At 40.5% G+C, this 13,967-nt stretch carries 11 protein-coding genes; 9 read left to right on the top strand and 2 right to left on the bottom strand.

Features of this window, described 5'->3' with window-relative positions:
• Positions 1 to 242 precede the first annotated feature (242 nt).
• The 6 genes from ACPZ3T_RS19940 to ACPZ3T_RS19915 all read left to right on the top strand — a co-directional run bounded on the left by ACPZ3T_RS19940 (position 243) and on the right by ACPZ3T_RS19915 (position 7,521).
• Positions 243 to 806 carry a hypothetical protein gene (locus tag ACPZ3T_RS19940; RefSeq protein WP_490271194.1) on the top strand — a complete coding sequence of 188 codons (564 nt, stop codon included), beginning with the start codon at positions 243 to 245 and terminating at the stop codon, positions 804 to 806.
• 19 nt (positions 807 to 825) lie between these two features.
• Entirely contained in the window at positions 826 to 1,218 is a 393-nt protein-coding gene (locus tag ACPZ3T_RS19935; RefSeq protein WP_490271193.1) for a C6orf136 family protein, read from the top strand.
• 133 nt (positions 1,219 to 1,351) lie between these two features.
• Positions 1,352 to 2,563 carry an RNA-guided endonuclease InsQ/TnpB family protein gene (locus tag ACPZ3T_RS19930; RefSeq protein WP_490271192.1) on the top strand — a complete coding sequence of 404 codons (1,212 nt, stop codon included), beginning with the start codon at positions 1,352 to 1,354 and terminating at the stop codon, positions 2,561 to 2,563.
• A gap of 53 nt (positions 2,564 to 2,616) precedes the next feature.
• The gene (locus ACPZ3T_RS19925; protein WP_490271191.1) at positions 2,617 to 2,892 is read left to right on the top strand and encodes a hypothetical protein; all 276 of its coding nucleotides are present in this window, start codon (positions 2,617 to 2,619) and stop codon (positions 2,890 to 2,892) included.
• 108 nt (positions 2,893 to 3,000) lie between these two features.
• On the top strand, positions 3,001 to 4,191 hold the full coding sequence (locus ACPZ3T_RS19920) for a TRC40/GET3/ArsA family transport-energizing ATPase (protein WP_490271190.1): 1,191 nt from the start codon (positions 3,001 to 3,003) through the stop codon (positions 4,189 to 4,191).
• 552 nt (positions 4,192 to 4,743) lie between these two features.
• Positions 4,744 to 7,521 carry a GAF domain-containing protein gene (locus tag ACPZ3T_RS19915; protein WP_490271189.1) on the top strand — a complete coding sequence of 926 codons (2,778 nt, stop codon included), beginning with the start codon at positions 4,744 to 4,746 and terminating at the stop codon, positions 7,519 to 7,521.
• An 80-nt stretch (positions 7,522 to 7,601) separates the two neighbouring features.
• On the opposite strand, the gene ACPZ3T_RS19910 is transcribed toward ACPZ3T_RS19915, so the two are convergent.
• Together ACPZ3T_RS19910 and ACPZ3T_RS19905 are read right to left on the bottom strand one after the other, a co-directional pair.
• The gene (locus ACPZ3T_RS19910) at positions 7,602 to 8,807 is read right to left on the bottom strand and encodes a peptidoglycan-binding protein (protein ID WP_490271188.1); all 1,206 of its coding nucleotides are present in this window, start codon (positions 8,805 to 8,807) and stop codon (positions 7,602 to 7,604) included.
• Between the two features lie 276 nt (positions 8,808 to 9,083).
• Positions 9,084 to 10,154 (bottom strand): DMT family transporter, encoded by a 1,071-nt coding sequence (locus tag ACPZ3T_RS19905; RefSeq protein WP_490271187.1) that lies wholly within the window; start codon positions 10,152 to 10,154, stop codon positions 9,084 to 9,086.
• 140 nt (positions 10,155 to 10,294) lie between these two features.
• Between ACPZ3T_RS19905 and hisG the strand changes: the two genes are divergently transcribed.
• From hisG to ACPZ3T_RS19890, 3 genes are all read left to right on the top strand, one after another.
• On the top strand, positions 10,295 to 10,939 hold the full coding sequence (gene hisG, locus ACPZ3T_RS19900; RefSeq protein ID WP_490271186.1) for an ATP phosphoribosyltransferase: 645 nt from the start codon (positions 10,295 to 10,297) through the stop codon (positions 10,937 to 10,939).
• A 279-nt stretch (positions 10,940 to 11,218) separates the two neighbouring features.
• Positions 11,219 to 13,519 carry a GAF domain-containing sensor histidine kinase gene (locus tag ACPZ3T_RS19895; protein ID WP_490271185.1) on the top strand — a complete coding sequence of 767 codons (2,301 nt, stop codon included), beginning with the start codon at positions 11,219 to 11,221 and terminating at the stop codon, positions 13,517 to 13,519.
• On the top strand, positions 13,519 to 13,962 hold the full coding sequence (locus ACPZ3T_RS19890) for a response regulator (protein ID WP_490277288.1): 444 nt from the start codon (positions 13,519 to 13,521) through the stop codon (positions 13,960 to 13,962). The genes ACPZ3T_RS19895 and ACPZ3T_RS19890 overlap by 1 nt, the downstream gene beginning before the upstream one ends.
• The last annotated feature ends 5 nt before the right edge of the window (positions 13,963 to 13,967 follow it).

Raw genomic sequence — 13,967 nt, 5'->3', positions numbered from 1 at the left:
CGCGTAGTATCAGCTGAGTTGGGGTTTGTCTTGAGAAATCGCTCCACTTGGGCAAAGCCCAAGACCGCGTTTCTCGCTAAATACGCGACGGGTGAACGAAACTTTGTGTGGGATTTCTAGCTAAGTATCCAAAAAATTACCCTCCACACTCCCCACACTTCCCCCTCTCCCCACACCTTTTTTCTCTCACCCACTGTGAACCTAAAAGCGTTACCCTAGAGGCTAAAGCTCAAACAAAACATATGACACCTGAAGACATTCGAGGAACGCTGACCGAACTATTTGGGAGTGCGAATGTACAAGAGATCACATCTTGCTCGTGGCAAATAGACACATCTACACTGAGACTGCTAGTATTGCTATCGGAAGACAGCAATTGGCTACGAGTTTTATTACCAATTGTGCCGTTACAAGAAGCACAACCATTTTTAGCAGAGTTATTAGCAGCTAACTTTGATGACACCCAAGAAGTTCGTTATGCTTTGCATGAGAGTGTAATTTGGGGAGTATATCAGCATCATAGCCGTACTTTAGTCAACGATGATTTCAGGAATGCGATCGCTAGACTCATCTCCTTACATCAAGCCGGCTTAAACGATATTTTCAATCGCCTCATTGAACATCGTCTGCGGCAAATTGTGCAAGCAGCAAAACAACAAGGACAATCTCTGCAAGCCACAATGCAAACCCTAGAGCGATTCTATGCAGAAGGACTCTTAGGGGAAATTAACCAAACATCTCAAACAACACAAGGAGTTTTAGCAGCTTGGCAACAGCAGCTAGAACGCCTATGGCATCAAGTATAACCTCAGCCAGAATCACAAAATGGATATCATTGCCATCCTCAAACAAGACTATCAACGCTTCCCAGATGATCAAACCTATAGCATCTATGCTCAAAATGTTTATTTTCAAGACCCCTTAAATAGCTTTCATGGTGTTGAACGCTACAAACAGATGATTAAATTTATCCAAACTTGGTTTTTAAATTGCCAGATGGATGTACATCATATTCAACCCGTGGGAGACACCATCAAAACCGAATGGACACTGAGTTGGAATACTCCCCTACCTTGGAAACCCCGCATCTCTATCTCCGGTTGGAGTGAACTCCGACTCAACTCAGAAGGTTTAATCATTTCTCACATTGATTATTGGCATTGTTCTCGTTTAGATGTACTGAAACAACATTTTTCCCAGGCAGTAAATAATCAATGAAATTAGGACTAAACTAAAATTAATTAATATCATCACTAAGTGTTATGACCGAAATTAATGGGATACAAGCCCCGTCCTTCTAGGGCGGCTTTGTTTGTGTTAGAATAAATGCCGTAGAAGTTTTCCACGTCAAATGATAGTTTTAGAGTTTAAGGCTAAAGGGAAAACAACTCAATATGCAGCTATAAATGAAGCAATAAAGACCGCTCAATTTGTCCGCAACAAGTGTATCCGTTTTTGGATGGACAACCGAGGTGTAGGGCAGAAAGAGCTATATCGCTACAACACTGCATTAAGGGCTGAATACTCCTTCGTAAAAGACTTAAACTCTCATGCAACTCAGGTAGCAGTAGAAAGAGCATATAGCTCCATAGCTAGGTTCTACTACAATTGTAAGAAACAAATCCCTGGTCAAAAAGGATATCCCAAGTTTAAGAAAAATAACCGTTCGGTGGAATATAAGACCTCTGGCTGGAAACTATCACAAACGAGAAAACAGATAACCTTCACCGACAAAAAGGGAATTGGCAAACTTAATCTCAAAGGAACGTGGGATTTAAACTTCTACCCATTAGAACAGATAAAACGAGTTAGGTTAGTACGTCGTGCTGATGGTTACTATGTTCAGTTTTTAGTCAGTGTAGACAATAAAGTAGAAACACAACCAACAGGTAAAACCATTGGCTTAGATGTTGGCTTGAAGGAGTTTTACACAGACAGTAATGGACACAGTGAACCTAACCCAAGATTTTATCGCACAGGAGAAAAACGTCTCAAGTTTCGACAAAGACGTGTTCAAAGCAAAAAGAAAGGCTCTATCAACCGCAAGAAAGCCATTAATAAATTAGGGCGAGTACACCTCAAAATAAGTAGGCAACGTGAAGAACACGCTAAGAGAGTAGCGCGTTGCGTCATCCAATCTCACGATTTGGTCGCCTATGAAGACTTGAGGATTAAGAATTTAGTGAAAAATCACTGTCTCGCCAAATCTATTAATGATGCTGGTTGGTATCAATTCAGAAAATGGTTAGAGTATTTCGGGGTGAAGTTTAGCAGGATAACTGTAGCAGTCAATCCTGCCTATACATCCCAAGAATGCTCTAACTGTGGAGCAGTAGTCAAAAAATCTCTATCCACAAGAACTCATGTTTGTGAATGTGGATTTGTGCTGGATAGAGATTGGAATGCTGCTATTAATATTCTGAAATTAGCCTTGAGTACGGTAGGGCATACCGGAACTTGGGTCATAGACCCGAACGCTTTAGGAGATTCGACCTCTACTCATGCTGGAGAAATCTTGTATGAGCAAGTTGGGTCTATGAATAAAGAATCTTCGCCCTTATAGGGCGGAGAGTGTCAAAAAAGAAATAATATACTGAACCCAAAAGAGCGATCGCTATGGCTGATAAAGAACTTAAACAACTCATAGAAGCTAACGCCAAAACAGTGCAAGCCATGTTAGATGATATGGCAGACACCAGAGAAGAACGTCAAGAACTCCGGGAAGGTATGATTCAACTACAAAAAGCTGTAGAAAAATTAACCCAAGTACAAGAAGGCATATTGAAGATATTACTTTCAGAAGATGGCGATCGCCCCACCATACTCAAAAAACTCTCAGACATCGAAACCAAACTCGATCAATTCTTGCAGTCCCATTCCCAAAATGAATAAATCCTTCATGCCTAATTCCCCTAACTCAATACCCCTTGCCCCAAAACCATTGATAATAGAGATATCGTAAATAAATGTAAACAATTCTCAGGCAGGGCAGAATCATCCATGCGAGTAATTTTAATGACAGGAAAGGGCGGCGTGGGTAAAACCTCAGTTGCAGCAGCAACTGGACTCCGTTGTGCAGAGTTAGGATATCGTACACTGGTTTTGAGTACAGACCCTGCCCACTCATTAGCAGACAGTTTTGACATGGAACTGGCACACGCACCCCGACAAATTCGTCCAAACTTGTGGGGAGCAGAACTAGACGCACTACAAGAATTAGAAGGTAACTGGGGTGCAGTCAAACGATATATTACCCAAGTTTTACAGGCCAGAGGTTTAGAAGGAGTACAAGCCGAAGAACTAGCCATCTTACCAGGTATGGACGAAATTTTTGGCTTGGTAAGAATGAAACGCCACTACGATGAAGGCGAATATGATGTTTTGATTATCGACTCCGCACCCACCGGCACAGCATTACGACTGTTGAGTTTACCAGAAGTTGGTGGATGGTATATGCGACGTTTTTATAAACCATTTCAAAACATCTCTGTCGCTTTGCGTCCCCTAGTTGAACCACTTTTTAAGCCTATCGCTGGCTTTTCTCTACCAGACAAAGAAGTCATGGATGCGCCTTATGAATTTTATGAGCAGATTGAAGCTTTGGAGAAAGTATTAACAGATAACACCCAAACTTCAGTTCGCTTAGTCACTAATCCCGAAAAGATGGTGATTAAAGAATCTCTCCGCGCTCATGCTTATCTAAGCTTGTATAATGTCGCCACAGATTTAGTTGTTGCTAATCGAATTATCCCGGCTGAAGTGCAAGATCCATTCTTCCAACGTTGGAAACAAAATCAGGAAGAATATCGCCAAGAAATCCACGAAAATTTCCTCCCTCTACCTGTTAAGGAAGTGCCATTATTCTCTGAAGAAATGTGTGGGTTAGCCGCTTTGGAGCGTTTGAAATCAACTCTCTATCAAGATGAAGACCCAACTCAAGTATATTACAAAGAAACCACCGTCCGAGTAGTGCAAGAACAAAATCAATACAGCTTAGAATTGTACTTACCAGGGATTCCCAAAAATCAAATTCAACTCAGTAAAACAGGAGATGAATTAAATATTACAATTGGTAATCATCGCCGTAATCTAGTATTACCCCAAGCCCTAGCAGCACTACAACCCGCAGGCGCAAAAATGGAAGATGATTATCTAAAAATTCGCTTTGCTGATAATGCAAGAGTCTCATAGTTCAGTAATGATGTGTAAATCCAGAAAAGCTATATTAATCTTGTTTTATTACTGCAAACTTCCACCAAAAAACTCCCACTAAAGGCAGATTTAGCCTTTGTTTTAACGTGAGTTCCATGACCTCTCCCCAACCCCTCTCTCTTGAAAAGTTCTGATCGGAGGAAACCTCCGCTCAGACTTTTCGCTCCGACGCGGAGAGGGGCTTAAATAATCTGGCAAGCTCAAGGAAAGATTAAGGTTTTGAAGCCTCTCTCCTTGCAGGGGAGAGGTTTGGAGAGGGGTTTTTTAAATTCGTCGAACTCACGTTTGTTTTAGGATTTCATAAGACGCGATACTGCGTCTTTTTTTATTTTTTACCTGACAGATTTTAATTCGTTTGTATTGGCTTAAATTTGACTTTATTCAATAATTAACTGTAGTTCTGATATATAAATTTTTGAAGAAAAATTTGGCCGTATTTCTACTGTAGACAATGTGATTTATAAAAATACAGAATGTTTTTAGATTTGTAAAAATCTCGTGTTTTTCCTCAAATCAATTTAACTAAAAACAATGTCCCCGATCGCTTCGTCTGATTCGCAGGTCAGTCTTAACCAAGAAAGTGTGTTGCACCGGATTACAACTCGTATCCGTCAATCTTTAGAATTGGAAGATATCATTACCGCAACCACAGCAGAAATACGCTTACTCTTGGGAACTGATCGCGTGATGATCTACAAATTTCACGCCGATGGTAGCGGTCAGGTGATTGCGGAGTCGATTTATGAAAACTGTTTACCCTCATTACTGGGCTTAAATTTTCCCGCCGATGACATTCCCCCCACAGCTAGGGAACTTTTGATCAAATCAAAGGTGCGTTGTCTAGTGAATCTAGATTCTGGACAAATTGGTCAAAGTCGCTTACATAACTCTCAAATAGGAGAACAAATCCCGGAAGCAATCCGTTATCGCCCTGTAGATCCATGTCATGCTGAATATCTTACAGCAATGGGTGTTAAGTCTTCCGTTGTGATTCCAATTTTTCATCAAGATACGCTCTGGGGATTGTTGGTATCCCATCACTCAAAAGCCCGTCATATTTCTGAACATGAATTAGCAGCCATGCAAATGGTTGTAGATCAATTATCTGTGGCTATTTCTCAAAGTTACCTCCTCACCCAAGCCCGTGAAAAAGCACAACGGGAAGCGGTAATTAACCAGATTGCAACCCTACTCCACTCATTACCAACTATTGTCTTACAACCTGCTTTAGAAGTAGCAGTTACCGCTTTTCATGGCGTGGGAGGTAGACTGTGTCTGAAAAAGCAACCATTTGATCTGCACAATCATTATCATAAAAGTTTAGCAGAATGTTTAATGCCAGGTAGTGATTGTATTCAACTTTATATCTGTGGAGAACAACCAGTCATTCCCGAACCAACTATCTATCCTCTCATTGAGCAATATAGTCTCTGGCAAGAACACTACAAATCTCATCATTATGATGTTTGGGCAATTAGTGATATCTATGAAAATCCTGCTTTACATAGTTTAGAGCCTGTTTTTCAACCCACAAAAATTCGCAGTATTTTGATGATTCCCTTGGAATATCGTCAGCAATTGTTGGGATATTTAAGTATTTTCCGTAATGAAATAGATACACAAACTCTATGGGCGGGTCAACATGACCCAGATACAAGACAATTGTACCCCCGCAAATCCTTTGAATTGTGGTGTGAATCTAAAAAAGCACAAGCCCAACAATGGACAAATGAAGATATAGAATTAGCTAAAGCAATTGCCCAACACTTCGCCTCAGCAATTCAGCAACATGAACTATATCAACAAGTACAAGCTTTTAATAATAACTTAGAAAAAGAAGTTACAAAACGGACTTTTGAACTACAAAAAGCAGTAGAACAACAACAAGCAGTGTTTCGAGTTATTACTAACATTCGAGAATCTCTTGATACTGAAACTATCTTTCAAACCACAACAAAAGAAGTCTGTCAGTTAATCACAGCAGATCGTGTTTCTGTTTATCGTTTCAATGCTGACTGGGGTGGTGAATTTGTTGGTGATTTTGAAGCAGTTAATTCATATTGGTTTAAGAAATCACCAATCAGTGTAAGTACAGTTTGGAATGATACTTATTTACAAAAAACAGCAGGAGGAAGATATCGCCACAATGAAACATTGGCGGTAGATGATATCCATAAAATGGGATTTGATCAGTGCCATGTGGAAATGCTAGAAAATTTCCAAATACAGGCTTTTGTGCTTGCGCCAATATTTGTCGGTAAAAAACTTTGGGGCTTACTAGCAACCTATCAACATTCATCTCCCCGACAATGGAAACCCTCGGAAGTTAATTTCCTCAGTCAAGTTGCTGCCCAACTAGGAGTAGCACTGCAACAAGCAGAACTACTCAGCCAAACACAACAACAGGCACAAAAGTTAAATCAAGCACTACAACATTTAAAACAAACTCAAACCCAACTAATTCAAACTGAGAAAATGTCTTCCTTGGGACAATTAGTGGCGGGTGTAGCCCATGAAATTAATAACCCGGTGAATTTTATCTATGGCAACTTGTCTCATGTGAGCGAGTATGCTAAAGATTTACTGAGTATGCTAGAGCTTTATCGACAACAATTCTGTCATCCCACTACGGAAATTTTGGATTTGGCAGACAAAATTGACTTAGAATTTTTATCTGAAGATTTGCCTAAAACTCTAGCTTCTATGCAAATTGGGGTTGAGCGCATTCGTCAAATTGTCATGTCTTTACGAAATTTCTCTCGCCTTGATGAAGCGGAAATGAAAGCTGTGAATATTCACGACGGTATAGATAATACCTTACTGATTTTACAGCATCGATTAAAAGCTAAACCAGAAAGTCCCGCTATTACCGTCATTAAAAAGTACAGCGATCTACCTTTGATAGAGTGCTACGCTGGACAAATGAATCAGGTATTTATGAATGTTTTGAGTAATGCGATCGATGCTTTAGAAGATTATAGGCAGTCACCATCAAAACTAGATAAAAGTCAAATTACTATCACTACTAGCATTGGTCAACTTAATAACCATGTCAAAAGTGTAGTAATTCGGGTTGCAGACAATGGCCCTGGTATACCCGAAACCCTGAGAATGAGAATATGTGACCCATTTTTTACTACCAAACCAGTAGGTAAGGGTACTGGCTTAGGATTGTCAATTAGTTACGGGATCGTAGTCGATAAACATGGGGGTGTATTTAAATGTGATTCCCAGTTGGGTGTAGGAACAGAGTTTTGGATTGAAATACCCATTTATCAAACGGAATTGGGAAATGGTATCTATGATTAGGGATTAATCAGTAGAATTACTGACAAGCTTTCATATCCAAGACATGAAAACCTGATTTTTTGCTCGTTCTATTTTTTCTATCACCTGTCACCTATACTGTGTCCTTCTTGACTATCTCCCGGTGAAATCTGACTATGAGATACATTCCGCATTCTATTCATTTGAGTCAGAGCATACCTAGCTGTGGACTGGACTTCCGCGTCGGGATCGTCGAGAGCGTGGGCTAACATTTGGCTCATTTGTCCCATAAGATCATAGACACGAGTCAAGTCACGGATGGCATTTTGGCGTACTTTTGGGCTTTCATCTTGCATGGAGACAGCTAAAGCCCGGTTGATAGGTTTAAGTGTACGGATATTAATTTCTGATAAAGAAGCTAAAATTAAGCTGCGTTGTTGAGAATCAGCATCAATCAACAAATTGACCAAGGGCTGAATTGCTCGTGAATCACCTTGCTGACCTAAATCCCAGATGGCTTTGTGTCGCTTGCTGGGGTCGGTACTACGTAAATCTCTAATTAATTCATCAACTATACTAAGTTTGGTGATGCGAGAGGTAGTTTCTACAGGGGGCATGAGAGTTGTAGAACTTGATGGGCTACCTGTGGATGAATTTGTGAATTGAGCCGTATTTTCTAGGTTAACTGGTGTTTTTTCTACTTCTTGTAAAGCTAGTGGAACTTGAGTTTCTTGGGCTGGACTTAAAGCTTTTATCCCTGAGTTTTGCGGGGTTTTTGCGGTGTTGTTTTGCTCATACCATTTCAATAAGAACAAAATCGCCCCAATACTCCCTAAAGTTCCTAATGCTAATATTAACCACCAAATCAAATCTTTCTGGGCAGACTGGGGTTTGGGATTATTTGGGCGGCTAGAATTGGATGCAGCAGAGGTATCAGTAGTAGTAGAGATGGCTAATTGACTTTTATTTTGTGCAAATGCGCTTTGCAGAGTTTTTTGGGTTGTCAGGTCAGCAAAACCATCTACCCTTTTTAAACCCTTAGCTGTCTGGAATTTGACTACAGCATTTTTTGTACTTTGACCGTATTTTCCATCTATCAAGTCATCATAGTAACCTAACTCCTTTAATTGAGTTTGTAAGATTCGTACATCTGAGCCTTGACTACCTGGGGTGAGAACAACTGGTTTAGTTGCTTGAGTGGAACTAGCTTGTGCCAGATACCAAACTTGAGGAACTAAGTTAGGTGTAGTTGCACTGGCACGATTTACGTAAAATCCCAGGCAGGAAAAATAGGTAATGATTAAAATTGAGGAGCGGTATAGCCTCATATTAAGTTCAAAATTGTAGCCTGAAAGTGCTAGGGAAGTAAGAGAATATCTCTAAATAGTAACTTTTATATGGTGAATAAAGTTGAATTTTTCGTGGAAATTATGTAAATTATACTACCCTGTGTAATTATTTGTGGGTGTTTTTTGCTTTTTTACCATAAATATGTCTAGGGAACTCCAATAGTAAATTATTTTGCTTCCAGTAGTTGACTGTTGACTGTGAACAATAGAAATGGAATATTTGTTTGCTTGCGATGGAGATAATCCTAGAGGTAATTAGGGTAGGGTTTCAGATTCTGATTTTCTGACGGATACAACTAGGGGATTGAGTTGTTTGCTAGAGGATTCTGTGAGTGGTTTTGGCTGTGTATTAGCTGTTTCTTCTACAGTCAAGTTTTTCGTTTGTCCAGCTAAGTTATCACGTTGATTGATCAGGTAGATACTGATTAAAGTCAGGAAGACTCCTACCCATTGCAATGTACTGAGGACTTCTGAGAGTAAGAGATGACCGAACAGGAGAGCAAAAACTGGTGTGAGGAAAGTCAGGGAACTCAGACTAGTAAGACTACCTCTAGAGGCAAAGTAGAAAAATAAAGCATAGGCGATCGCACTTCCAAATACCGTAGCATAACCTAAAGCCAACCAATCAGAATTGACTAGATTCTGCCATTGCTGGGATTCTACCATTGATGACGCACCCCACAATGGCACACCACCTAAAATCATATGCCAGCCTGTAGCGGTTACTGGGTCAGCATAACGAGTCACAAACCTAATGAACACCGTCCCTACTGCCATCGACAAAGCTGCCAACAGCATTAACCATTCACCCCTGGAAAAGAAGTTTTGCCAGTCACCAATGGCCACATCTGCACCAGTACCCAGTAACCCGAAAATCCACTCATCTGGTAAGCCAATTAAACTAATACCAGTGACTCCCAAGCCTAACCCTAACCATCCCCATAAACCAATGCGTTCTTGAAATAGCCACAAAGATAGTAAGGCGACAGCCAAAGGTTGAGAATCAATCATCACTGAACCTAAACCGGCACTAGTTCTGACTAATCCTTCCGCTAAAAATCCTTGGAATAATGTGCCATCAATCAGACCAAATAAACCAATCCATAGCCAGGCTAGCCAACCTCTAGGCTGGGGTCTACCCATAATGACTGCAACGATTAAAATTAATACTCCGGCTGGTAGTAAGCGTACTCCTGCCATAAACAGTGGTGTTGTATGGGGAATGACTCCTTTCATGGCTACCATCGCCGTTCCCCAGAGGAAAAAAGGCGCAATGAGTAGTAGAGGTGCGAAGGGTAGTTTAGATGCACTGAGTTTCAGTTGCATGAGTTTGCGGATACCTTTGGTTAAGAGGTGCAGAGATTACTTTAACCAATTCTACCCAATTGTGTCTTTTTGTGAAGGAAATAATATCTGAGTACTTCCGACTATATTTTTGTTATTTAAACCCAATACCAAGAAAGAGAATGTTAACTGTTGCATTGCCGAAAGGGGAACTACTCAAAAATAGCATCCGCCTCTTGCAAAGTGTAGGTTTGGACTTTAGTGCTTTTTTAGACTCAGGAAATCGCCAACTTCAAATTACCGATGGGAGTGGACAAGCCAAAGGATTATTAGTCAGAGGACAAGATGTGCCTGTATATGTAGAATACGGTCAGGCACAAATTGGTATTATTGGTTACGATGTTATCAAAGAAAAACAGCCCCAAGTCGCTCATTTAGTTGATTTGCAGTTTGGTTATTGTCGGATGTCGGTGGCGGTGAAAGCATCTAGTCCCTACAAATCACCTCTAGATTTACCACCTCATAGTAGAGTTGCGTCTAAATACGTCAATTGTGCTAATGAATACTTTCAAAGTCTTGATTTACCAGTAGAAATAGTGCCGCTTTATGGTTCTGTAGAACTGGGGCCAATTACCGGGATGTCAGAGGCAATAGTTGATTTAGTTTCTACGGGAAGAACTTTAAAAGAAAATGGACTGGTTGAGATTACTACTTTGTATGAAAGCACAGCACGGTTAATTGCTCATCCTCTGAGCTATCGTCTCAATACCGGTAACTTACATCATCTAGTTGAGCGTCTCCGAGAGGCAATCTTGACACCTGCTTAATTTATCATCTAGGAATTTTTGAGGTAAGCTCCCTGAATTTTGCATAAATTTGGGGATTTTTTCTAATTTATCATTGATAGTGAATTTTGGCTGTAGTTATCAAAGATTTAAATTATTTAAATTTATTTTTATATACTAAAATTAACTGCAAGATTTATTATTTAAATTAATATTTAAATCAAATTTTGTTGTTTTTTTTTAACAAAACCCTATTTAAAAAAGAATTGAGACTAGAGAACCCCACATCAGTATTGATTCTCATTTTTTAATCAAAGCGTTATGACATCTAACTCAAACCATCAAGAACAAGAAAGGCTGGCCGCTTTGTATCAGTACGAAATTCTGGATACTGAACCAGAAGAAGCTTATGACAATTTGGCTCATTTAGCTGCCTTTATTTGCGGTACATCTATAGCTTTAGTTAATTTTATTGATGAACATCGTCAGTGGTTTAAGGCAAAATTGGGTTTAGATGTAGGAGAAATGCCTCGTCATGTAGGCTTCTGTTATCTATGTCAAAAACAACAGGATGTTGTAGTGATTCCTGATGCTTTGGCAGACGATCGCCTGGCAACTAATCCCGTAGTAAACTCATACCCATATGGGCGATTTTACGCAGGTGTACCCCTTTTCAGTCCTCAAGGTCAAATTTTGGGAACTCTTTGTGTTATTGACCAACAACCTAAACAACTCAGTCAACCACAAATTGAAGCACTGGTAGCCTTAAGTCGCTTAGTAGTTGACCAATTGGAACTAAGGCGTAAAACGGCTGATATAGCTCAGATAAGGGAAAAATTGCTCAATCAAGAGCAAGCAGCACGTAGAGAGTCGGAAGTCGTAAGCGAGCAGCTACACTGGGCGGAACGCCATCACATTAGTAATATACTCGAAAGTATTACCGATGGCTTTTTCGCCCTAGATCAACAGTGGCGATTTACCTACGTTAATAGTCAAGCTGCCAAGCTATTGCAGAGAAACCAAACTGAGTTACTAGGGAAAAATATCTGGCAAGCATTTCCCGAAGTGTCAAACACGTCATTTGAGCGAGAATATCACAGAGCAATTACTGAGCAGATAAGCATTGAATTTGCAGAATTTTATCCACCCCTAGATAAATGGTTTGCAGTTCACGCTTACCCCAGTAAAAACGGCTTATCGGTTTATTTTCAGGATATTACAGAGCGCAAACAGGCAGAAGAAGAACTAAAATGGCAAAATCGGCGATCGCAACTATTTGCCGAAATCACCGTTAAAATTCGGGAAACTCTGCAAATTGGAGAAATTTTACAAACCTCAGTTCAAGAAGTCCAAAAACTCCTGCAAGCCGACCGAGTATTGATTTTTAAGCTCTGGCCTGATGGTTCAGGAACAGTAGAACAGGAAGCAGTCTTACCAGGCTGGCCAGTAATTTTGGGAAAAAACATTATTGACCCTTGTTTTCAACAAGACTACGTAGACAAATATCGCCAAGGTAGAGTTAGTGCAATTATGGATATTGCACAGGCAGAGATTCAAGATTGCCATCGAGAATTTTTGCAACAGTTTGGGGTGAAAGCTAACCTTGTAGTACCAATTCTCAACTTAGAAGGAATTTGGGGTTTACTCATCGCCCACCAATGTAACGCTCCTCGCCATTGGAGTCAATTTGAGTTGGACTTATTGCAACAGTTAGCTAACCAAATGGGGATAGCTTTATTCCAAGCACAGTTACTTGAAGAACAAACCCACCAAAGTCAAGAACTAGCTCGTTCTAATGCAGAATTAGAAAGTTTTGCCTACGTTGCATCCCATGACTTGCAAGAACCATTAAGAATGGTCACTAGTTATTTACAGTTATTAGAACGTCGCTACAAACATCAACTAGACACTACAGCACAACAGTTTATTAACTATGCGGTTGATGGCGCGCAACGAATGCAAACTTTAATCAACGATTTATTAAACTATTCTCGTTTGACAACCCGTGGACAGCCTTTTATCTCAGTTGACTGTGGTGTAATTTTAGAACGGGTGAAAACTAATCTCAAACTAGCCATTGAAGAATCTGGAGTAGTCATCACCCATGATCCTTTACCCATAGTTACCGCAGATCCCACACAATTAACCCAAGTTTTTCAAAACTTAATTGCTAACGCCATTAAGTTCCGGCGAGATATTCCCCTGGAAATTCATATTGGGGTAGTTAGGGAAGCAGGGGGCAGGGGGCAGGGGGCAGGGGACAGGGAGCAGGTGGCAGGGGGCAGGGAGCAGGGGGCAGGGGGCAGGGAGCAGGGGGCAGGGGGAGACACGGGAGACAAGGGAGAAGTTTCTCAGCAGTCCCCATTCCCCAGTCCCCAGTCCCAATGGCTATTCTCAGTCCGGGACAATGGTATTGGCATAGAAAAACAATATATTGAAAGAATTTTTGTGATTTTTCAACGTCTGCACGGGAGAAGTAAATATCCAGGTACTGGCATCGGTTTGTCAATTTGTAAGAAAATTATTGAACGCCACGGTGGTCGCATTTGGGTTGAGTCTGAACCGGGTTTAGGCTCAGTTTTTTACTTCACCATTCCAGAACAAGCAGGTCAACAAAAGTGATGATAACAACAAATATTATGCCAATTCAGGTTTTGTTAGTAGAAGACAATCCTGGAGATGTTGAACTTACACGCATTGCTTTGGAAGATAGCAAAATCTCGGTGAATCTTAATGTGGTGGAAGATGGGGTAGAAGCGATGGCATTTCTCAGGAAACAAGCACAATATGCCAATGTACCTCATCCAGATATAGTGCTGCTGGATTTCAATTTACCCAGAAAAGATGGCCGGGAAGTTTTGGCAGAGATTAAAACTGATACAAATCTCAAACGCATTCCTGTTGTGGTGCTGACAACATCCCAGGCGGAAGAAGATATTATCAAAGCTTATAACCTAGCCGCTAATTGTTATATCGCCAAGCCAGTTGACTTTGATCAGTTCGTTAGAATTGTACAATCTATAGAAAACTTTTGGTTTGCGATCGTCAAACTGCCACCGGAGTAAAGGCT

It is taken from the genome of Aliinostoc maniaoense, assembly GCF_058172895.1.
This window is presented reverse-complemented; position numbering and strand designations above follow the sequence as displayed.